18 protein-coding genes are annotated in these 21452 nt (G+C 46.3%); 13 read left to right on the top strand and 5 right to left on the bottom strand.

Annotated elements, in window-relative coordinates:
- Positions 1–85 precede the first annotated feature (85 nt).
- Positions 86–2062, bottom strand: coding sequence for an alpha-amylase family protein (locus CRO25_RS30745; protein ID WP_079697608.1), 1977 nt, complete (start codon positions 2060–2062; stop codon positions 86–88).
- A 135-nt stretch (positions 2063–2197) separates the two neighbouring features.
- Between CRO25_RS30745 and CRO25_RS30740 the strand changes: the two genes are divergently transcribed.
- The gene (locus CRO25_RS30740; RefSeq protein ID WP_079697607.1) at positions 2198–3076 is read left to right on the top strand and encodes a helix-turn-helix domain-containing protein; all 879 of its coding nucleotides are present in this window, start codon (positions 2198–2200) and stop codon (positions 3074–3076) included.
- 73 nt (positions 3077–3149) lie between these two features.
- Here CRO25_RS30740 and CRO25_RS30735 read toward each other — a convergent pair whose 3' ends face one another.
- Positions 3150–3806, bottom strand: coding sequence for an NADPH-dependent F420 reductase (locus CRO25_RS30735; RefSeq protein ID WP_072732739.1), 657 nt, complete (start codon positions 3804–3806; stop codon positions 3150–3152).
- A 145-nt stretch (positions 3807–3951) separates the two neighbouring features.
- Between CRO25_RS30735 and CRO25_RS30730 the strand changes: the two genes are divergently transcribed.
- Both CRO25_RS30730 and CRO25_RS30725 read left to right on the top strand, forming a co-directional pair.
- Entirely contained in the window at positions 3952–4542 is a 591-nt protein-coding gene (locus CRO25_RS30730) for a TetR/AcrR family transcriptional regulator (RefSeq protein WP_064638602.1), read from the top strand.
- Positions 4543–4633: 91 nt separating this feature from the next.
- Complete coding sequence (locus CRO25_RS30725) at positions 4634–5803, top strand: MFS transporter (RefSeq protein WP_079697606.1); 1170 nt, start codon at positions 4634–4636, stop codon at positions 5801–5803.
- A 162-nt stretch (positions 5804–5965) separates the two neighbouring features.
- Here the strand turns inward: CRO25_RS30725 and CRO25_RS30720 are convergent, their stop codons facing one another.
- From CRO25_RS30720 to CRO25_RS30710, 3 genes are all read right to left on the bottom strand, one after another.
- Positions 5966–7147: a multidrug effflux MFS transporter gene (locus tag CRO25_RS30720; RefSeq protein ID WP_079697605.1), complete on the bottom strand. Its 1182-nt coding sequence runs from the start codon at positions 7145–7147 to the stop codon at positions 5966–5968.
- Between the two features lie 224 nt (positions 7148–7371).
- The gene (locus CRO25_RS30715; protein WP_063565158.1) at positions 7372–7857 is read right to left on the bottom strand and encodes a CcdC protein domain-containing protein; all 486 of its coding nucleotides are present in this window, start codon (positions 7855–7857) and stop codon (positions 7372–7374) included.
- A 395-nt stretch (positions 7858–8252) separates the two neighbouring features.
- Positions 8253–9779 (bottom strand): multicopper oxidase family protein, encoded by a 1527-nt coding sequence (locus CRO25_RS30710; protein WP_079697604.1) that lies wholly within the window; start codon positions 9777–9779, stop codon positions 8253–8255.
- A 203-nt stretch (positions 9780–9982) separates the two neighbouring features.
- On the opposite strand from CRO25_RS30710, the gene CRO25_RS30705 reads away from it, so the two are divergent.
- From CRO25_RS30705 to CRO25_RS30660, 10 genes are all read left to right on the top strand, one after another.
- Positions 9983–10729 (top strand): IclR family transcriptional regulator, encoded by a 747-nt coding sequence (locus CRO25_RS30705; protein WP_257018803.1) that lies wholly within the window; start codon positions 9983–9985, stop codon positions 10727–10729.
- Between the two features lie 297 nt (positions 10730–11026).
- Positions 11027–12166 (top strand): ABC transporter ATP-binding protein, encoded by a 1140-nt coding sequence (locus CRO25_RS30700; RefSeq protein ID WP_063565156.1) that lies wholly within the window; start codon positions 11027–11029, stop codon positions 12164–12166.
- Positions 12163–12813, top strand: coding sequence for an ABC transporter permease (locus CRO25_RS30695; RefSeq protein ID WP_063565155.1), 651 nt, complete (start codon positions 12163–12165; stop codon positions 12811–12813). Before CRO25_RS30700 ends, CRO25_RS30695 begins: the two co-directional genes overlap by 4 nt.
- A 29-nt stretch (positions 12814–12842) precedes the next feature.
- Complete coding sequence (locus CRO25_RS30690) at positions 12843–13781, top strand: glycine betaine ABC transporter substrate-binding protein (protein ID WP_063565154.1); 939 nt, start codon at positions 12843–12845, stop codon at positions 13779–13781.
- 76 nt (positions 13782–13857) lie between these two features.
- Positions 13858–15219, top strand: coding sequence for an LLM class flavin-dependent oxidoreductase (locus tag CRO25_RS30685; RefSeq protein WP_256863801.1), 1362 nt, complete (start codon positions 13858–13860; stop codon positions 15217–15219).
- A gap of 67 nt (positions 15220–15286) precedes the next feature.
- Complete coding sequence (locus CRO25_RS30680) at positions 15287–16957, top strand: urocanate hydratase (protein ID WP_205412014.1); 1671 nt, start codon at positions 15287–15289, stop codon at positions 16955–16957.
- Between the two features lie 45 nt (positions 16958–17002).
- A complete protein-coding gene (locus CRO25_RS30675; protein ID WP_079697602.1) occupies positions 17003–18109 on the top strand; it encodes a DUF917 domain-containing protein in 1107 nt (368 codons plus the stop codon).
- On the top strand, positions 18102–19646 hold the full coding sequence (hutH, locus tag CRO25_RS30670) for a histidine ammonia-lyase (RefSeq protein WP_079697601.1): 1545 nt from the start codon (positions 18102–18104) through the stop codon (positions 19644–19646). Before CRO25_RS30675 ends, hutH begins: the two co-directional genes overlap by 8 nt.
- Before the next feature lie 36 nt (positions 19647–19682).
- Positions 19683–20510: a DUF427 domain-containing protein gene (locus CRO25_RS30665; RefSeq protein ID WP_079697600.1), complete on the top strand. Its 828-nt coding sequence runs from the start codon at positions 19683–19685 to the stop codon at positions 20508–20510.
- A gap of 1 nt (position 20511) precedes the next feature.
- Positions 20512–21354 carry a DUF427 domain-containing protein gene (locus CRO25_RS30660; RefSeq protein WP_079697599.1) on the top strand — a complete coding sequence of 281 codons (843 nt, stop codon included), beginning with the start codon at positions 20512–20514 and terminating at the stop codon, positions 21352–21354.
- Positions 21355–21452: the final 98 nt, after the last annotated feature.

The following is a 21452-nucleotide window of genomic DNA, read 5'->3' as shown; positions in this document are numbered from 1 at the left end:
GCGGAGTAATCCGCCAATGAAGAAGTCGCCATGTTGATGGCGACTTCTTTTTTTGTTTGCTGTTATATGTTCCATGAATGTACTTCTAAAATTGAATCACGACCATTTGATGACAGGACCACTCCGGTATCGTGAAGGTCACAAGGCCGTTCACCTGACTGAATGAGAGACTAAGGTTCTGTGGCGCCAGATACACATCTTGTACTTGTTCGGCAGCCGCAACCGTCACCTCTGTATTGATAAGTGGAGGGATATCCTCGATAACTTCCACACCTTGTCCTCTACGTACTGGAGAGGCATACAGTAGATGATTCACCCAACGGTTCGAGTTCTTCTGAATCTGCAGCGTGGTAACCCCTTGGGCAGGTAGGTTGGTTATCAGCGACTTGTTGTTACTCAGTAAACGGTCCAGCGCGTAACAGATGATTTCCTTGACAGCCAAGCTCCCCTTCGTCGCATAATCTTCAAAAACATTCCACGCGATATAGATTCCATCCTGACCTTCAGCCATGCCAGTTCCCGATTCCTGCAGATCAGAAGGGGTATGCTGGTGAGAGCAGAACGTGAACAAGTCACGGTTAAAATATGAATTTTCCTTACTGCCAAGTACGATGCCGTCTGTCGTGGGCACTGTGTTCTGTCCTTCGGTGTACATGACGAAAGAGGCTGTACGCAGCGAAGGAAGCTCGAAATTCGGACGGAAATAGGAGGGACGGAATGGGGAAACATCCTGATATTCTACACCCAAATCGAATTCAAAGCCCGTACCATCCGGTGAGAGTCCGGAACGGCCAGTGGCGAGAATTTTGCCGCCCCCGGCAAGAAAGGCTGTCAGTTTGGTTTTGATTGACTCTGTAATGCTAATGGCATCCGGCAAAATAACAACTTTATATTTGGATAGATCAGCCTGCAGATCTACTACATCGAAGAGATAGTGGCCTTCCAGCAAAACTCTTACAGCACCGGTATCGTGGTGTTTGTGCTGGTTATGAGGATCGCCTCCGGATTCCCATAAGGCTGCTTCCACTGACAGCAACGCGATATCGGCCATAGCGGTAGTATCTCGGCACCATTCTTCCTTTGCTTCTACCTCGCGGTAAGCTTCCCCGATCAACGAATACGTGGCAAGGTCCATCTGACCACCTGGATGCAGCTGATCTCCAATGGAGCAGCGTGCCCCGTTCGCAAGGCTCAGTGCAGTTTCATAACGCAGCGCGTTGGGGTGCTTGTATCCACCGAATTCGCCCCAAGAGGTATGGAATTTTCCGGTCATGCCGAGGAAATCCATGCCCAGTGTTTGCGCATAACGTGCAGAGAGTGGGAAGTGGTCGTACCCCCAGCCGCCCGTAGGTAGCGATTCCAACTCTAAATGGGTATTTACATGGGCGAGATCCCGCCGCCCTCGGTCGACGTGACTGCTGTTGTGGAACACTGGTAATCCGGGTTTCACTGCATGCACAGTCTCATTCATTCGATTAGCATAACGAGCATACGTCTGTTCCCACAGTTTTTTCATATCTTGAATGTTTCGTGGATCGGAGCCCTGTGAGCGAATCTCGGCAACACAATATTGACAATAACATTCCCTAACACCAACGATATCGAGGAAGATGCCGTCCGCATCATAATTCTTTACGACTTCCTCGACCTGTAGAGTGAGCACGTCAAGATAAGGGGTGTTCATGCAAAATTGATGATATCCCGGTGTCATGAAGTCGGCTGTCCAACTGATTTGCTCCTGCTGATTGCGGATGAGCCACTGAGGATGCTTGCGGGCGAGTCGCTCATCCAGGCCAGCAGAGAGATAGACCGGTGTCTTCACGCCTATCTCATGAGCAGCTTCAATCTGGGCACCCAGAAGATCGAAATTCAGATGTGGATGCATTTGATTGGCGGTTGTCGGGTGATAGGCCCAGCCATGATGGCACTTGGAGAAAATGGTGATGGAATCGACGTATCCAGTCTTAAGCATCTCCTGAAATTGCTGCTTCGAAAAATCACGGCCAATGCCTTCAATGGCTTCTGACGTATGAAAATCGAGATGAACTTGACGAAATTTCATGCTTGCATCCCCCTGGTCATTAAATGATAGAATCATATTATATCTACCACTCTAATCGATCATCAGCTCCGATACAGCTGACAATCACGACTATATATAGCACATTATCTACATTTTAAACAAAGGAGGGATCTCATGCTTGTACTTGAACTTCAAGTTCCGCCGTTTCCGCTATTAGCAGCCATTGGGCACACCGAATGGCAGCCGGGCATCCAGCATGCCCAGCGTAGCTTTGATGTGTTTGATCTTATTATTTGCGCCAAAGGAGAGCTGTACATGGAGGAAGATGGCCTCCGTTACGAGATTGCGGAAGGTATGATGCTGGTTCTTGAACCTGGCAAAGACCACCGTGGCTATAGACCAACGGATGTGCAGACGGAAGTATACTGGATTCATTTCCAGCTTCCCTCTGTGCAAAAGATGATTTTGAAAGAAAAGACGACTTGGGAGCAGCCTTTACTTCAACAAACAGACCAGGATATTGAGGCACCCCCAGGAGTCATTGAAATTCCCAAATTCGCCGGGGTGGATTTACGTAACCTGGAGCCGATAATGAAAGAAATGCTTGATCTGCACCATGTACTCACCCGTCAGCGCTCCTTCGAGCTGCATGTTCTGTTGGGCCAATTCCTGCTGCAGTTACAGAAGGGAATGAGACAGAACAGCCCGCAGGCTCGTTCCTATTTTCTAAGCGAGAAGGTGGCGACTTATCTTGGTCAACGTCTAGATCAGCCGTTTGATTCCGGACAGATGGTGCGTGATCTGCTTTATCATTTTGATTACCTGGCCCGCTGTCTGAAGCAGTATACGGGGATGAGCCCGCTGCAATACAGGCATCACCTGCAAATGGAGAAGGCCAAGCGGTTATTGGCACATTCGGAGCTTCCACTGAAGCGTATCGGTGAATTATGTGGACTGCAGGACCATAACTATTTTACACGGTTATTCAAGCGTCAAACTTCCCTCACGCCTGGAGAGTACCGCAAGAAGCATCAGTTGTATTTCATGGAATAGATATGATCAAACGAAAAACCGCCCGAAAGGGCGGTGGATGATGACGTATTCAATGTCCTGGAATTTCAAATGATCAAGCTTTAAAGTCCTCGCTTCGTACAGGACTAGCATTCGATAAGGCCTGCCGAAGACTATCCGCTCCATGCTCCTGGTAACTAGGAGTCCCCGGTTGTTGGCGCCACGATTCGTCCAAACCGCCAGCGTCTATGGCGTCAAATCCCAACTCTTCGACAAGTTGAAGTACAATTTTCTTTGTATCCGGATCATCACCAGCTACCGGGAGAGCAAGTCGATCCGGTGAGCCGGCAGGCAGTCCACGTTCAAGCAGATTAACAGCGGAAATCCCATTAAAGGCTTTGTTGACAGGATGTTTCAAGAATTGCTCGACCCAGCGGCTTTCAGGTAAGCCACCCTCGATCTCGGCAATCAAGCCGTCACGCTGACGGGGGTAATAGTTCCCGGTGTCAATAATGGCAGCACCAGGTGCAGTTTGGTCTAAGATACCATCAGGGAGATCCGGAATATTCTTTTGTGGAATCGTTACAATGACCAGCTCGGCTCCATGGGCGACGTCCGTTACTTCAAGCGGTTTTGCGCCTGTCTCTTCAGCTAGATCCGTCAAGGTATGAGGACCGCGCGAGTTAGCAATCGAGACATCATGACCAAGTTTGGTGAGACGACGGGTGAGATTACCACCGATATTTCCCGTTCCAATAATTGCGATTTTCATTTATTCCGACTTCCTTTCCCGATTTAATATGGTATGACATCTTCACTGTAACAGAGAACAATAGAGCTGTAAACAACTTCTTGACTGAACGTTACAAATTACCTATACTAAGATTTATTATTTCGTTGAGAAGGGAGGAAATGAAGTGACCAGAGGTGGAAGACCACGAGAATTTAAGGATACGGCTGTGATTGACGCAGCCATGGATGCCTTTTGGTTGAACGGATACGAAGGGTGCTCTACTGAGGATCTATGTAAACAGACCGGTCTCGGGAAGGGCAGTTTATATAATGCTTTTGGTAGCAAACATGATTTATATGAAAAGGTACTCCAGCGTTACCATGAGGAAGGAATACGGGAGCAAAGCGAGATTTTACAGAGCCCCTTACCGTTGAAAGAAAGATTACGCGGCCTGCTGGAGTGGGGTGTACAGGAAGATTTCTCGGAATCAGGGCGAAGAGGCTGTCTCCTAATTAATGCAGCAATGGAACGGGCACGGGTTGATCCTATGGTTGAAGAAGTGGTGACACGGCATATCGGATTGTTGGAGGATGCACTTTGTGATCTGATGGAGCAGGGTGTCCAGACAGGAGAGATTACTTCAGGGAGACCAGCCAAAGAACTGGCAAGCCTGTTTCTAAGCAGCTATTACGGACTTCGCGTGCTTAACAGTTCTTCACAGAACCGTGATCTGGCAAAAAGTATTGTAGAAGGTACATTGGCAGCTATTTACTAGCCGGGTAATCCGGCACTTTTTTTTGCATTAGTTTTGTACCGATCATTACAATAGTGTAGTTTTATAACTCATATGAAAAGGGGAATTGAAGATGCCATTGGCAATCTATGTGCTTAGCTTGGCTATTTTTTGTATGACTACCTCAGAATTTATGGTAGCTGGAATGATGAATACACTTGCGGGGGAATTTGGAGTATCTGTCTCGCAAGTAGGATATTTGATTACAGCCTTTTCAGCGGGGATGGTCGTAGGAGGTCCCTTACTAACCGCTGCTCTGCTGAATATGCCTAGGAAGAAAGCGTTTATTATGCTAACCGGTGTGTTCCTCGCTGGACAGTTGCTTGGCGCGATCGCTGGTAGCTATGAGGTTATGATGGCCTCACGGATCATAGCAGGTGTTGCTTCCTCGGCTGCGTTTGGCGTATCAATCTCGATCTCTGCTTCGCTCGTGGAAGAAAACCAGCGGGGACGGGCGGTGTCGATAATCTTCGGTGGTCTTATGATCGCCACGGTTCTGGGTACACCTGCTGCAACGTGGGTGGCCGATGCTTATGGCTGGCGTTTCAGTTTTTGGGCGGTCGCCATTCTTGTTCTACTGTCAGGAGTAACTGCATTGAGGTTGATCCCTGTATTATCTAGACCGGAGCCCACAAGTTTGCGTCATGAAATGAAATCTTTTCGCAATCGCAAGCTATGGGCGGCTTACCTGACAAGTTTTCTTATTATAGGAGCTACCTTTGCAGCATTCAGCTACTTTGCTCCAATTTTTACAGAGCTGACGGGCTTTTCAACGTCCGCGGTGCCACTATTGTTTGTTGTGTATGGAGCTGCTACGGTTGCTGGTAATCTGATCACTGGTCGACTGGCGGACCGATACACTATGCTGATTCTAACGATAGGGCTTGTTCTCTTGACGTTTGGTCTTCTAACATTCGCCATTGGCGTACATACAGCTGCCGTGGTTATTCCTGCCGTAATCATCATCGGGTTGGCCGGGGTTCCAATGAACCCGCCTATGGTCGCGCGAGTGATACGTACGGGAGGAAGTGGTCTGATGGTGAACACCGTTCATACCGCGATCGTCACCTTTGGTGTAGTGGTAGGATCTTCTGTTGGTGGCTTGGCCATTAGTGCCGGTTACGGCCTGGTTGCGCCGATCTGGGTCGGGGTTGTGTTGGCTTTGGTAGGTGTAATTTCGCTGCTTCCGTATATGCGTGGAATCTTCAAAGTTAAGGTTGCAGATATGGATATAAAACATTAAAAACGTTTGATAAGCCGATTCGGCTTTCAGACTTTATGTTCAACAATATGAATAAAAGCAGCCCAGATACGATAAAAGTACTGGACTGCTTCTATTTTTTTGAAATGTGCCCCGGGACATTTCTTCGTATTATTTATAATACAAATGAATTACCCTAATAGATTATTCTTCTGAGATAAATCTTTTGCCAAGCCACAACATTCCGACGCTAATGATTAGAAAATATAAGGGCATTATCAGCAATGAACCGTTATGCAGAGCACCCATTCCCCATGTCGTAAGGCTTACCAGCAAATAGTAGCCCAAGCTGAATATGGCACCTGCTGTGCCAATTACATCTTGAAAATGAACAAGCGCAAGACTTAGACAATTGGGCAAAGCAATACCTGCGCCAATCAACAGAACAAACATGGCAGTTAACATGCAGATGATTTGCAAAAGATTGGGCAGCATAGACAAGCTGCTTCCAAGGGTTAGGAGCAGAGCACCGCTGGTCATGACCAGACAACCCAAACGAATAATCTTTTCCGGTGCGTAAACGGTCAATAATCTTTTGGAGATCATTGCACCGAACACCGATGCCAAGGCCACAATAATGCCCAGAAAACCATAAACGCCAGGCGACAGATCAAAGTGTTCAATGAAGATGAAGGGAGCTTCGGCATAATAACTGAATAAAACTCCGTTAATACCACCGATCAATACGCCAAACACCATTACGCGCGGCATGGCGAGCATCTTTTTAACAACCGGAAGTATAGCCACCTTGGATCGTAAAGAAACGTTCGTTGTCTCCGGCAGTTTAATAAAAGCATATATGAACAACAAAACGCTCATCAGTACTAACGCAAAGAATACCCATCTGAAGCCAAGGGCCTGATCAATCCAACCACCAATCAGTGGTCCAACTGCCGGTGTAAATGCAATGACAGCAGAGATTTGCGCAAACATCGCATGTCTTCGATCTCCCGATACACTTTCGCGAAGCATGGTTTGGGTGATAATCGAGCCAGTTGCGGCACCGAAAGCCTGTACGAAACGGCTGACGAGAAGCAACTGAATCGATTCCGAATAAAAGCACATCAAGCTTCCGATCCCATATACGATGAGACCGCCCAGCATTGCAGGTCTGCGACCAATCAAGTCGGACAGCCAGCCCCAGCAGAAAACGCCTAAGGCAAATCCTATAAAATAGATGCTTAACGTGAATTGTACGGAACTATTAGATACACCAAGTGCTGCTGCGATATCTGGCAGCGATGGAGTGTAGATGGTTTCGCTGATTTGTGGAAAAGCGATAAGAACAATCATTAAAAGCAAAGATGGTACAGCATATTTCTTCATTATATATTAGCCCTCCTACAAGCTTATACTCTGTTATGACAACAAGAATATGAGCCTAGCTAGGGAAAGGGGGGCATCATGATGGCGAGACGACTATAAATCATCATTTGTTGAATTACCTTTCATCATTATAAGAGTAGGAGGGTTTGACAATCATTGTTAATACTCGGCCTAGGTTAACATGCTTGATATGCCAAGTCAACCAGCTCTAGCTAATCGTACGATTAAGCAGTTTTGTCCCAAGCTCTGAACGTACTAGACTTGGAATTATGAAATTTAATGAAGCTAGCTATTCGCCAAATGGCAATATAGGACAGGGCAACTACATTATTCAGGAATCCAAGAGTCTTGGGATCAATGCCTGAGATGAACAAGAAGTCAAAGAATCGGATCGAGAAGATAACAATAATTAAAACATAAAGAGATACGTTTCTTTTATAATACATCTTGCCATCCGATTTCCGCTCGAATTGCGTCACCAGAATTAATGGGATCGACAGAATTGCACCTATAGCGATCGAACTGATCATTCTGCCTGATGTAAGCACCAATGTAGGGTCGAACAATTCAAACAAAGATGAAGAGATATAAAGGATCGGAATTAATAATTTCCGGCCTGATTCGTGCAATGGCTTCTTGCTACCCTGGATAACGCCCCTTAAGATAAGTACGACAATTAATAATGAGATTGTTAAAGATATTGGATTCATGGTAAGCACCTCGTCTGTTTTTTGTGTAACCTAAGTATCGAGGATATTTAAAATTTATATCAGTGTACAAAGTAATTCGTTTAAGGTGACTTTTGTCATCTTCCCAAAACAAATAGGGCGGCCTCTTCCCAATTGAATCCGGGAAAAAGTCGCCGCTTCAAAAATCTTTTTTTATTGTCTATGTGACAGGGCTATGACCTCGGAAGGCACCTGTCGCTCAATTTGACGAAGTAGAACAACTTGACCGCAGCAATTTTTTACAGTTAGATCGTAACGGCCCTGATGGTGGCAACGGACAACTACTTGTTCGTTATAAGTTCCGTTGGCTGGTACATATCTCTTTTTTAGTGATTTTTTTGGATATGTCCACTCATTCATTGCAGTGCTGGAGTGAGCTAAAAAATATCAAACGGTCGCATCATTTCGTAGTCTTCATGCTCAAGCATGTGACAATGCCATACATAACGCCCGGTAAAAGGTCCGAAACGAGCAATAATCGTTGTAACGTAACCGAAGGGGGTTGCTACAGTATCTTTTAATCCCATTTCATACGGATTAGGAGGACTGGGCGGGCCTGTGAAAATAAGTTTTCCGGTTTTCTGAAAATGAGAAACATCAAAAGGTTGACGATCAAGAATTTGAAAATCAACCAAATGAATATGAATGGGATGAGGATCATCATCAATGATATTGATGATGCGCCAGGTTTCAACCGTATTTACTTCAATTCTTTCGGAAATTCGATCCATCCACATTTTTCCATCTAATAGATTTAAGGAGCGACCATATTGATCCTTCACTCTGACAAGTGTTAAATATCTTGTTCTCTTTGCCATACTTTTTGGGAGTCGTTCGAATGCTTCTAAATAAAATGGAAGTGAGCTGGTATCTATACTTTTTAATGGGACACTTATTCTGAATTGCATGATATCTATTGTTTCAGGGGACGCACTCTTGGTGACATTTTTGAGAATAATAGTTTGACCATAATATTGAGAAAAATCAATGATTACATCTATACGCTCGGCACTTAAAAGTACAAATTCGTTTATTCTTATTGTTGTCTCAAGAAAGCCGCTATCGGTTCCAAGTTGATAAAATGGTTGATTGGATTCCATTTTTAATGTAAGGATTCGACTATTGGATGCGTTTAAAATCCGAAAACGGTATTTTCTTGGTTCTACCTCCAAAAATGGATAAACCTTGCCGTTTATCAGAATGGTATCCGCATCAAAAGGAGGAACAAGGGAAGGATGAGGCAAGTTTGCATCGTTTTGATCCGGTTTGCTGGGGTAGTTTAGAGATCCGTCCGGATTGAAAGATCGGTCCACAATGAGTAGAGGGATTTCATATTTTCCTTTCGGAAGATTAAGGGATTGTTCATTTTGGTCTCGAATGAAATAAAATCCCGCGAGTCCTGCGTAGACGTTCAATCTTGTAATGCCTACTGTATGATCGTGGTACCATAACATTGTAGCTCGTTCAATATTTGGATACGTATAAACCTCTCGTTCAAACAAAGGTCCCGTTTGCTCAAAATTTCTCGTAAACCAAGCTTCGGGGTAGCCATCACTATGAGCTGGCGTTCTTCCTCCATGTAAATGCACAACGCTCCTACCCTCTGGAACAGTAATTTCCGAACCATGAATCGTAGTATCAACGGGAAGAAAGTGCTTATTGGGCAGGTCGTTCATCCATTTAACAAACACGGTTTCATTCTTCATCACTTCAAACGTAGGACCTGGAAATGTTCCGTCATAACCCCATAAACGGGTAGGCCCGAGGTCTCTATGCAGCTTCTGAGAAAACTCCTTCATAGTCACTTCGTAATAAGAACTATTACTGCTTCGCTTCCTAGGAGATAATGTGTTTGGAATAGGCAGTTCATCCACGAATTTTTGTAGTTTTATCTTGTCAGGCATAAGAATTGGGAGCCTCCCTACGGTTAGAATTACTATGTAATTTTATGATCTTGAACTTGTTCATTATGTTAGTTGTATATAACTATTGGGTATGCATTCTATTTGTATGTCATTTATACAAACGAGTAAAACGATAGTGATTTCCGCAATCTTTCACTATATGATAAAAGAAATGGATGATTTCAATGAAAGGGAGCGTCGCTTTGGATCGGAAAAGTGGAACAAACACTCTTGGAAGGGCTTTGGATATTTTATTTGCGTTATCTGAGGCGAATGGAACATTATCAGTTAGTGAGATCGCAGAAAAGGTCAGCATTCCAGAAAGCTCAACCTATCGTTTTTTGCAAACGCTTGAAAAGAACGGGATTGTGGAGCGTAGGGGCAAAAATCAGATCGGACTTGGTTTGCGTATTCTGGATTTAGCTCGTAGCTTGAATCAGCAAATTCATCGTGAGTTGTTGTCACTTGCATTGCCTATTATGATCAATCTGATGGAGTCTACACAGGAAACTTCGTTATTGTTCGTTAGAACTGGAAATGATGCTGTATGCATTCAACATGTGAAGGGCCGAGGTCTTATTCAATTTGTAATCGAAAACGGTAGACGTTTGCCTTTACATCAAGGCGCTTCTGGAAAAAGTATCCTGGCTTTTGAAAATGAGAAGACGATTGAGCAGGTTGTAGCGAATATTACAAACGATCGGAACCGATCGGAATTGATTGATAGTTTGAAAGCTGTCAAGGAACAGGGTTTCGTTTGTACTGAAGGAGAATATGATCCCGATGTATTTGCGATTGGAGCACCGGTATTGGATAGTCATGGTCTTGTCGTGGCAAGTCTATCTATTGCGGGTCCTTTATTTCGCGGGACGAAAGAGAGGATACCCGAAATGATTAATAGCGTTATGGAATCGTCCAAGCATCTCTCCAATCTACTTGGAGGGGAATAGAAGAAAATCACCGATCATAATTAATCCCGATAGAAATAGTGGAATTAATGATTGACAAAAGAATGTTCTTGGTAATATTATTGAAATAAGAAATTTAATTATCGCATGTTAATAATAAATGGCTGACCATAACAGTGGAGGTCTTGTTTTTCGCCTATTGGCGAGAAATAAGGCCTTCTTCTTTTTTAGCAAGAATTCGCAATAATAGTTAAATGATGACTGAAGGATGTAAAAAATTTATTCGTTTATCCGAGTTAACAAATTTGTTTACTGTATTTTGGAGGGAGAGGAAGAACGATGACTGAAGCAGTGGCAGTTGAATTCCAGCATGTAAATAAAAATTATGGCTCTGGCAGTGTGCTACATGATTTTAATCTTACGGTACCGAAAGGACAGATTGTAACAATTATAGGACCCTCGGGTTGCGGCAAAACTACACTGCTCAAAATGATCAATCGTCTTGAGGAACCGAGTCAGGGAAAGGTTCTTGTTGAAGGGCGAGACGTAGGAGCTGCAGATGCAGTCCAACTCCGGCGCGATATCGGATATGTAATTCAACAAATTGGCTTGTTTCCACATATGACTATTGAAGAGAATATTGGCATTGTTCCGAGGCTTAAGGGAGCGAGAAAAGAAGAACGAAAAGAGAGGGTTGATCTATTACTGAACCTGATCGGTCTCCCAGCTGAACAATATAGCAAACGTTATCCCCATGAGCTTAGTGGCGGGCAGCAGCAACGGATCGGTGTAGCCCGTGCATTGGCGTCAGACCCGTCCATTATTTTAATGGACGAACCCTTTAGCGCACTTGATCCCATCAGCCGAGTCCAGCTTCAAAAAGAACTGATCCAGTTGAATCAGCGGCTGCATAAAACGATAATTTTTGTCACCCACGACATTGAAGAAGCGCTGAAGATCGCTGATCGGATTATTCTACTGAAGGAGGGTGAGGTAATTCAGAACAGTACACCTGCGGAGCTGCTGGCCCATCCGGCAAACGACTTTGTGATCGAATTTATCGGCCAGGAGAGGTTTCGTCCTTCTTTTCCAAGTGGGATGGCACAGCATATTATGATTGACGGTATCTCGATAAGTAATATTTCAACAATCTCAGAGGCACTTGAACTCCTGCGCTTGAATCAGGCTGATGCTCTTGCTGTGACCGGGAATTGGGGAGAACTGCTGGGTATTGTAGGAATCGAAGAAATCAGCGAACATCTGCAGCATGATAGCAAAATGAAGGTCGGTGATATTGTGAAAAATGGGACCCGCGCCCTCTTTGAGAACACACCGATCTCTGATGTATTCGAACTGATGCAAAGTCAACGAATATTGCCTGTCGTGGATGATCAGAACCGTTTAATCGGTACGGTAACCCGTTCAGGTGTTATTGAAGCCATTGGTCGACACTTTCACCGAGAGGAGACCAGTGCATGAACCATATATGGGATACGTTAGCTGCTGACTGGCCGATGATCGTTGAGAAAATGGGAGAGCACATGTATCTGTCCCTCATTTCCGTCCTCATGGCGGGAATCATTGCAATACCCCTTGGTATTTATCTGACCAGCCGCAAGCGGATGGCCGATACAATCATTACTGTAGTCTCTGCCATCCAGACCATTCCAAGTCTGGCGTTGTTCGGATTCATGATTCCGCTGGTAGGCATCGGCACAACACCTGCCATTATTGCATTGACCTTATATGCCGTGCTTCCGATGCTCCAGAACACCTATGTCGGTATTAATGGAGTTCATCCTTCTCTGATTGAGGCAGGAACCGGGATGGGCATGACCAAATGGCAGATGATGAAGATGATTCAGCTTCCGATTGCGCGTAGTGTCATCATGGCCGGCGTAAGACTCGTCGCGGTGCAAACGATAAGTCTTACGACAATTGCGACCTATATTGCCGCAGGAGGACTGGGAGATATCATCACAAGAGGCATTGCCATGATCAATACGGTTACCATTATGGAAGGGGCCATCCCCGTCTCGCTGCTGGTAATCTCCGTTAACTTCATTTTGCTGCTTCTTAACAGGGCACTTACCCCAAAGGGGTTGCGGCATTTGAATAAATTTTAAGCTTTTACCTAGGGAGAGGGGCACCAATCATGACAACCACCAACAAAAAAAGATGGAATGTAACCAAAGGAGGCAGGCTACTTATCACCCTTGGGCTGGTGTTGACAACCGTGCTGACAGCAGTGGGGTGCTCGAATTCCAATGCGTCCGGGCGTAACGATACCATCGTACTGGCCACGAAAGGATTCGCAGAGTCTGATATTTTGGCCAACGCCTTCAAACTCTTGGTTGAGAATGACACGAAGCTGAAGACAGAGATTAAGAAGCTGGACAACACACTGCTCTGGAATGCCATTGACTCAGGGGATGTGGATGCCTATGTAGAGTACAGCGGGACGGCCTTGATCAATATTTTGAAGCAGGAACCAGAATTTGATGCAGATAAAGCATTTAAAACAGTCGTAACCCAACTCAAGGAAAAGAACAAATTGATTGCGCTAGACCCCCTAGGGTTCAACAATACCTATGTCTTTACAGTACGTAGAGAAACCGCTGAGAAGTATGGGCTAAAGACAGCTTCTCAACTTGCTGAGAAATCAGGTGAACTGGTTTTTGGAGCCAGTGAGGAGTTTCTGAATCGCCCAGATGCCTGGCCTTATGTAGAGAGCATATACAAACCAAAGTTCAAGGAGACAAAGTCCATTCAGGACCCTTCCTTGCAGTATCAGGCGATAAAGCAAAAGCTGATTGATGTGAAGCTCTCGTATTCAACGGACAGCCAAATCCTGGCCAATGACCTCGTAGCGTTGGAGGATGACAAGCATGTGTTTATTCCGTATGATGCATTTCCAGTGGTTCGTGAGCAGACGCTGGATGAACATCCGGAGTTGAAAGAAGTCCTCAACAAGTTGGCAGGAAAACTGGATGAGAAGGCAATGCAAAAGTTGAATGCAGAGGTGGAACAGGATCAGAAACCGGCACTTGATGTTGCGAGGGACTGGCTGAAAGCCCAAGGGCTAATCAAGTGAATTTCTACATGATGGATCAATAATTAATGGTAATTACGTTGTCTAACAACGAGTTAATAAGAGAGGGTGACGCATTGTGAGTAATGATAAACGGCAGCTTGCGCTGGGGGCAATGATGTTTTTTCCGGCGGGTGAGCATATTTCAAGTTGGAGACATCCCGGGTCTGAAGCAGAGGGACTCCTTGATTTCAATTATTACAAAAGAATTGCGCAGACGGCGGAGCGTGGAAGATTCGACATGTTCTTCTACGCCGATGAACTGTACGTCTGGGATCGATTCGAATCCGGTATTAGCCATGCCAATAGCATTCGGCCGGAGCCGTTCACACTGCTTTCCGCTTTGGCGGCGGTAACGTCTCATATTGGTTTGGCGGCGACCATCTCGACGACCTATAACGATCCGTATCATATTGCCCGGAAGCTGGCGACGCTGGATCATTTCAGTGGCGGGCGAGCCGCGTGGAATATTGTGACGTCTCAGACGGACGAAGAGGCCCGGAACTTCGGTAAGGAACGCCATCTGCAGCATGAGCTGCGATATGAACGTGCGAAAGAATTTATAGAGGCAACGCAAGGACTTTGGGACAGTTGGGAAGAGGATGCACTGCTGTTCGACAAGGAAAATGGGTACTTTGCAGACAAGAACAAGCTGCACAATCTGGATTACGAAGGTACTCATTTTAAAGTAAAAGGACCCCTTAATATCTCCCGTCCACCACAAGGGTATCCTGTTTTGATCCAAGCCGGAGCTTCGGAAGCCGGTAAAGAGGTAGCCGCGGCAACGGCCGAAATTGTATTTGCCCCTGGTGGCACATTCGCAGAAGGGAAAGCGCTGTATGAAGACATCAAGGGAAGGCTTTCCAAATATGGACGTTCTCCCGATGAGATCAAGATATTGCCTGCCTTGATGCCCATTATTGGTGCTACTGCGGAAGAGGCAGCAGAGCAGCTTGCTATTGTGGAGAATCTTACTCCAGACCGACTGGCTTTGGACTTGCTATCACATTACATCGTGGTAGACGTTTCCGGCTATCCGCTGCATGAACCGCTGCCTTTTCTACCTGAAGTAGAAGGCTTTAACCAGAGTAAAAGTGGTTTACAACGTATCCGACGTATCCTCAAGGAAGAAGATTTGACGCTGATTCAGCTTGCCAAACGGATTGTAAGCAAACGGGCTTTTGCCGGAACTCCCGAGCAGATTGCCGATCATATTGAGGAATGGTTCAACAATGGTGCTGCGGATGGATTCAATATTGCCTTTACTCACCTTCCTGGTGCTCTGGATGATTTTGTAGCAGAGGTAGTGCCCATTCTTCAGCGTAGAGGTTTGTTGCGCCTAGAATATGAAGGCACTACACTGAGGGACCATTTTGGACTCAGCAAACCAGAGAACCGCTATTCACAAGAAAAGATTACTTTAGGAACGGCAGAAAGATAACTCAACGAGGAAGTACAAATAGCTCTAATGTGATGATTTAGCAGGAGACGGAAAGCGAGGAGTGACTGTGAAAAAGATTGTTGCCGAACGAGGCGGCGTGCTGCGATGCAAAGGCTGGCGTCAGGAAGCACTACTGCGCATGCTGGAGAACGTGCTCGAGAACGGTGAGAACCAGAAGGAGCTGATCGTCTATGCCTCCCTTGGAAAGGCCGCCCGTAACTGGCCTTCCTATCTGGCAATTGTCGATACCCTAAAGCAATTGGAGGAAGACGAAACACTGGTCATTCAGTCAGGCAAACCGATTGGTGTATTCAGAACCCATCGGCAAGCACCACTTGTCGTAATGGCTAACTGCAATCTGGTCGGCCGATGGGCAACCAGCGAGAATTTCTATGAGTTGCAAGATAAAGGACTGATCATTTGGGGCGGCCTTACTGCGGCTGCTTGGCAATACATCGGATCACAGGGTGTCATACAGGGAACCTATGAAATCTTCCAAAGTATCGCAAGGCTGCACTTCGGCGGCGATTTGCGAGGACGTTTCATTCTAACCGCTGGCTTGGGAGGTATGGGGGGCGCGCAGCCTTTAGCAGGTTATATGGCTAATGCGGCAATCCTTTGTGTAGAGGTTGCGGAGGAGAGAATAGACAAACGAATTGCTGCCGGTTATTTACAGCGAAAGACAGATAGCCTGGATGAAGCATTACTATGGATTAATGAAGCTGTAAGCAGCGGCACAAGCCTGTCCGTTGGACTGCTCGGAAATGCTGCGGATGTTTATCCAGAACTGCTTCGGAGGGGTGTCCAGCCGGATATTGTGACTGACCAAACATCTGCACATGATTTGTTATACGGCTATATTCCAAGCGGATACTCACCTGCATCCGCTGGTGTGGCACGACGAGAACATCCGACGGAGCTTCAAGCCGCTGCCGGAGCTTCAATTGCGAATGAAGTAAAGGCGATGTTGGAATTCAAACAACGGGGCGCGGTTGTTTTTGACAATGGTAACAATATCCGTTCACAAGCAGTGCAATATGGAGTTACGAATGCTTTTGAGATCGATATATTTACGGAAGCTTTTCTTCGTCCCCTTTTTGCGCGGGCTATCGGTCCTTTCCGCTGGATCGCTCTTAGCGGCGAGGCAGAGGATATACGAATCATTGACGATTATATCCTGAAAGAATTTAGTGATAATGACATCGTATCCAATTGGATCAAACTCGCGAATACGTATGTGCCGTTTGAGGGATTGCCGGCCCGTATAGGCTGGTTTGGGCATAAAGACCGCAGCAAGCTGGCACTCGCGGTTAACCAATTGGTTCGAGAAGGAAAACTTGCAGGACCAGTCGCCTTCTCCCGAGATCATCTGGATGCAGCAGCTATGGCTCATCCCAACATTATGACCGAGCGAATGAAAGACGGAAGCGATGCGATTTCGGACTGGCCGTTGTTGAATGCCATGCTCAATTGTGCATCCATGGCTGATCTGGTGGCGATTCATTCCGGCGGAGGGGGCTACTCTGGTTATATGACAAGTGCGGGAGTCACCATTGTAGCCGACGGATCAGAGGCAAGTGATGCACGTCTTCGTACAGCGCTTGACAATGATACTGGTCTTGGCGTACTCCGATATGCGGATGCCGGTTATGAGCAATCGTTGGCCGAGGTTAAAACAAAGGGGATTGCCCGAATTGATACCCATCAATATGAAACCATTTCATCCACTGTAAAATAACATCGGGAAATGGTTCAACGAAATTTTCATCTAGGAGGAGATTTTATGCGGGAATTAACAAGAGATGATGTAAACGCTGCTGTCAAAGGCGGCTCTGTATTTGCCAGCGGCGGCGGAGGCTGGGTGGATCATGGACTGGAGATTGGACACGCGGCACTGAGTATCGGACGACCGAAGCTCCTGTCGGTAGATGAACTGCCGGATGACGCCATTATATTGACATGTACCGCAATTGGGGCACCTGCCGGACGAGACTGGCAAATGCTTGGAAAGGACTACATTAAGGCTGTACAGCTAATCATTGAAAACTATGATGGCAAAATAGCCGGGGTCATGACTCCGCAGAATGGTATGTCCAGCACCATTAACGGTTGGCTGCCAGCAGCAGCCCTTGGTCTTGCTGTTATTGATGCTACTGGAGATATCCGCGCACATCCGACAGGCAAGATGGGCTCACTTGGCCTCGCGTCTTCTATTGATTACGAGACGATACAAGCAGTGGCTGGCGGCAAACCAGAGATTGGCAGCTACATGGAACTTGTGGTTAAGGGAACTCCGGCACGGACCTCCAATATACTGCGTACTGCTTCGGACATGGCGGGTGGGTTTATTGCTGCCGCACGGCACCCGCTCCCGATCAAACATATTAAGAAGCACGCTGCGATCGGTGGCATCTCGATAGCGATTGAGTTGGGCCGTGTCATTATGGAGGCAGAGCCGGATGGTCCGGAAGCGGTGCTAGAGGCCGTGGTACACAAGAGCAATGGAAGAATCCTCGGCAGAGGGACGGTGACGACAAAAAATGTTCATTATTCAGGTGCTTTCGATGTGGGTACGATCGAAGTATCCATCCCCAACCGTAGGCTTACACTTCATGTGATGAATGAATATATGGCTGTTGAGGACGATGAAGGTACACGCCTGACCACGTTCCCGGACGTAATTACTACGTTTGACCTGAAGAAGGGTCTGCCTGTGAGTGTAGGAGATGTTGAAGAGGGTATGGAAATAGCGGTCTTCGCCATTGATAAATCCAAGGTACCACTGAGTTCCAGTGTAAAGGACCCCACCGTATATCCCGAGGTGGAAGAAATGCTGGGCATCGATTTGCAGAGCTATGCTTTTGACAAGGAGAAAACAATCTATGCTTGAGGAGAGCATTCTCTTGCTCAGCTCTAACCAAATTGTATTGGACGGAAGCCGCATGACCATTGAGGATGTGGAGAGTGTGGCTCGTTCGCGGAGATCCGTAGTGATTGCAGATGAAGCCTGGGAACGACTAGTCTCTGCACGTAAAGTAATTTATGAACTAGCTGCAGAAGGCGTTCCTGTCTATGGACTGAATCGTGGAGTAGGCTGGAATAAGGACAAGGTCATCGGAGATGATTATTTTGAAGATTATAACCGGAATTTATTGTTATCTCACAGTGCTGGGGTGAAGCCGGAGGCTACAGAAGATGTCGTTCGTGCTGTGATGCTTGCCCGGTTAAATAGCCTGCTTGCAGGAGCTACCGGTGCTCAGCCCGATATTGCCAAACGTTATGCAGATTTTCTCAATATGGGTATTCACCCGGTTCTACCGCTTCGCGGATCTGTGGGTGCGGCGGATATTACCTCGATTTCGCATATCGGTCTGGCCATGATTGGTAAAGGTGAAGTGAACATGGCAGGCAATCGGATACCAGCGAGCGATGCGTTAATGGTAATGAGTTTGGAACCCCTGCGCCTTGGCCCCAAGGACGGTCTGGCTATCGTCAGTTCCAATGCTCTCTCAGCCGGAAACGGAGCACTGGCGCTCTTCGACATCCAAGAATTACTGGATACCGCAGACTCTGTATACGCGCTGTCTTTGGAAGCCATCCGGGGAAATATTAGTCCGTTGGATGAAGCGGTTCATCTCAAGCGTCCTTTTCCAGGGCAGTTAAAGAGCCTGGCCATGGTCCGGCGTAGTCTGCGTGGCAGCGGACTCTGGAATAATTTTAATCCGGATTCGCTGCAAGACCCGCTGAGCTTCCGTGACGCTTGCCAGATTCATGGTGCGGCAAGAGATGCTTATGCCTATGCGCGCCAGCAGCTTGAAGTTCATCTCAATAGCTCGGACGATAACCCCTGTGTGCTGACGGAAGAGCGGAGAATCTTGTCCTGCGCCAATTATGATCCCATAACATGGACATTAGGCTTCGAGATGCTTGGAAGTGCGCTGCATCATGTATCCAAAAGTTCATGCTATCGCATGATCAAGCTGGGTGACCCGGACTTTACAGGGTTAAGCCGTTTCTTAACTGCTGATTCGAGCAGCTCCGTCGGTTTCTGCACGGTTCAGAAAACAGCAACCTCACTGGATGCAGAAATTCGTCATCTGAGTAATCCGGTTTCATCTGATTATTTCTCACTGGCGGGAGACATGGAGGATCATGCAGCCAATTCTCCTTACGTTGTAAGCAAGGTAAGAGAGATTGTTGATCGTGTTACTTATATTTTGGCGATTGAAGCGCTCCATGCTGCTCAAGCTATTGATCTGCGTATGGATATGACTCTGGGTGAGGGGACAAGAGCAGGTTATGAACTGTTGCGTTCCGAGGTTCCTTTTTTGTCAGAAGACCGTAATCAAACCATAGATATAGAGCGTGCTTACCTTCTGCTTAAGGAAGGGAAATGGCTGAAAGCAGTTCGTGGGAAGATGAATTAATTCTCTCAATAATGATGGAAAGAGGAGGAAGTTACAATGGCACATGTTGATCCCCAGTGGTCTTTACGGGACCATTCCCATGAGGGCTGGCAAATTCGTGCGGAGGTCAGTCCAAAGTGGATTCGCGTAAAATTTGACGGGCAGTTTATCGCAGACAGCAAGGAAGTTCTCGTTGTTACCGAAACAGGTAGACTCCCCGTTTATTATTTTCCGAAGAAAGATGTGAACCTTGACGTATTCATACCTTCAGAAAAGCTGGTGAATGATCCGTATAAAGGAAATCAATTGTTTTGGCATATTAGCAGCGGTGGACGTACGGTAGAGAATGCGGTATGGAGCTATTCGGGTGTGCAACAGGAAGAGGTCTATTTGCAGAATCATTATTCTTTTTCATGGAATAAAGTAGATGCCTGGTATGAAGAAGAGGAAGAAATATTCGTTCATGCGCGGGACCCGTATTCTAGGGTGGATGCGATTCCAGCCTCACGTCATGTTCAAATCGAGTTAGATGGAGTAATTGTTGCTGATAGCAAGCGACCTGTGATTCTCTATGAGACAGGATTGACCCCGCGTTATTATCTTCATCAGGAGGATGTGCGCCTTGATTTGTTGAAGCCCGTTGATTTAACCACAACTTGCCCTTATAAAGGGATAGCCAGCTATTGGACTGCTTCAGTTAATGGAAGAGAATACAATAATCTTGTTTGGAGCTATCAGGACCCATTACCAGAAGTTCATGAAGTTGAAGGACTGTTATGCTTTTATCATGAGTCAGTGGATGCGCTCTATGTGGATGGGGTAAAGTGGTCCCTATCTGCTGATGATCGCCTTCCTTACCGCAATTTAGGATGGGGGGTAAATTGAAATGGTAAATCATCTGGATTCATCTATTGCCTGCTCTCTGCGTCAGGAAGATAAACTAACGTTGAAGGCAGATCTAAATCCGCGCCGGGTTCACATCACGTTTGCTGGTGAGACTATTGCGGACAGCACACGTGTTATTACACTTCATGAGCGCGGCAAGCTACCGGTATATTATTTTCCACAAGTAGATGTGTCGCAACAATTTCTGGTGAAGACCGAGTTGCAGACCCACTGCCCTATTAAAGGGGATGCTTCTTACTGGACCATTCAAGTGGGTGAGCGTATTTCTGAAAATGCAGTCTGGGGTTATGAGAATCCACTTAAGGACATCGAGTCGATCAAAGGTTTTGTGGCTTTCTATTGGAACAAGGTGGACGCCTGGTATGAAGAAGAAGAGCAGATCTTCGTCCACCCGCGTGACCCATACAAGCGAGTTGATGCGATCCAAAGTTCCTGCCATGTTCAGATCGTTCTAGATGGCATCAAGCTTGCAGATAGCCGCCGCCCGATGATTGTATTTGAAACGGGCGTCCCCGTTCGCTATTATCTTCCGATTGAAGACGTGGATCAGAATGTGCTCACCGCAAATGACAAGCATACATCCTGCCCTTATAAAGGTGATGCATCCTACTGGACGGCTGTTCTCAATGGACAGACCTATGAGAATATCGTGTGGAGCTATCTAAATCCAATTCCTGAAATTCCAAAGATTGCTGGATTGATGTCGTTTTATAATGAGCAAGTCGATGTCTATGTGGATGGCGAGTTACAGCCCAAACCAAAATGGTACTATTCTGCACTTGAATTCTTTAATGAAACTGAAGTAACTGTCAGAAGACAATGATGAGTGTGTGATGGGGGTTTCTGTCTGCTGCATAAGCGGATAGCGCCCTTTTTTTGATGATTGGCTCAAAAGCCTTGTCAATACACAACGATCTGAAT

The sequence above is a fragment of the Paenibacillus sp. RU5M genome (genome assembly GCF_900221055.1).
Taxonomy (GTDB): domain Bacteria; phylum Bacillota; class Bacilli; order Paenibacillales; family Paenibacillaceae; genus Paenibacillus; species Paenibacillus marchantiae.
Note: the sequence above shows the minus strand (reverse complement) of the source record. Positions and strands in the feature narration are given on the sequence as shown.

Coding starts and splice junctions, on each gene's coding strand:
- CRO25_RS30665 (WP_079697600.1), top strand. CDS start 19,683: ATGGCACATGTTGATCCCCAGTGGTCTTTACGGGACCATTCCCATGAG.
- CRO25_RS30690 (WP_063565154.1), top strand. CDS start 12,843: ATGACAACCACCAACAAAAAAAGATGGAATGTAACCAAAGGAGGCAGG.
- CRO25_RS30660 (WP_079697599.1), top strand. CDS start 20,512: ATGGTAAATCATCTGGATTCATCTATTGCCTGCTCTCTGCGTCAGGAA.
- CRO25_RS30715 (WP_063565158.1), bottom strand. CDS start 7,857: ATGAATCCAATATCTTTAACAATCTCATTATTAATTGTCGTACTTATC.
- CRO25_RS30740 (WP_079697607.1), top strand. CDS start 2,198: ATGCTTGTACTTGAACTTCAAGTTCCGCCGTTTCCGCTATTAGCAGCC.
- CRO25_RS30710 (WP_079697604.1), bottom strand. CDS start 9,779: ATGCCTGACAAGATAAAACTACAAAAATTCGTGGATGAACTGCCTATT.
- CRO25_RS30725 (WP_079697606.1), top strand. CDS start 4,634: ATGCCATTGGCAATCTATGTGCTTAGCTTGGCTATTTTTTGTATGACT.
- CRO25_RS30675 (WP_079697602.1), top strand. CDS start 17,003: ATGCGGGAATTAACAAGAGATGATGTAAACGCTGCTGTCAAAGGCGGC.
- CRO25_RS30695 (WP_063565155.1), top strand. CDS start 12,163: ATGAACCATATATGGGATACGTTAGCTGCTGACTGGCCGATGATCGTT.
- CRO25_RS30735 (WP_072732739.1), bottom strand. CDS start 3,806: ATGAAAATCGCAATTATTGGAACGGGAAATATCGGTGGTAATCTCACC.
- CRO25_RS30700 (WP_063565156.1), top strand. CDS start 11,027: ATGACTGAAGCAGTGGCAGTTGAATTCCAGCATGTAAATAAAAATTAT.
- CRO25_RS30745 (WP_079697608.1), bottom strand. CDS start 2,062: ATGAAATTTCGTCAAGTTCATCTCGATTTTCATACGTCAGAAGCCATT.
- CRO25_RS30720 (WP_079697605.1), bottom strand. CDS start 7,147: ATGAAGAAATATGCTGTACCATCTTTGCTTTTAATGATTGTTCTTATC.
- hutH (WP_079697601.1), top strand. CDS start 18,102: ATGCTTGAGGAGAGCATTCTCTTGCTCAGCTCTAACCAAATTGTATTG.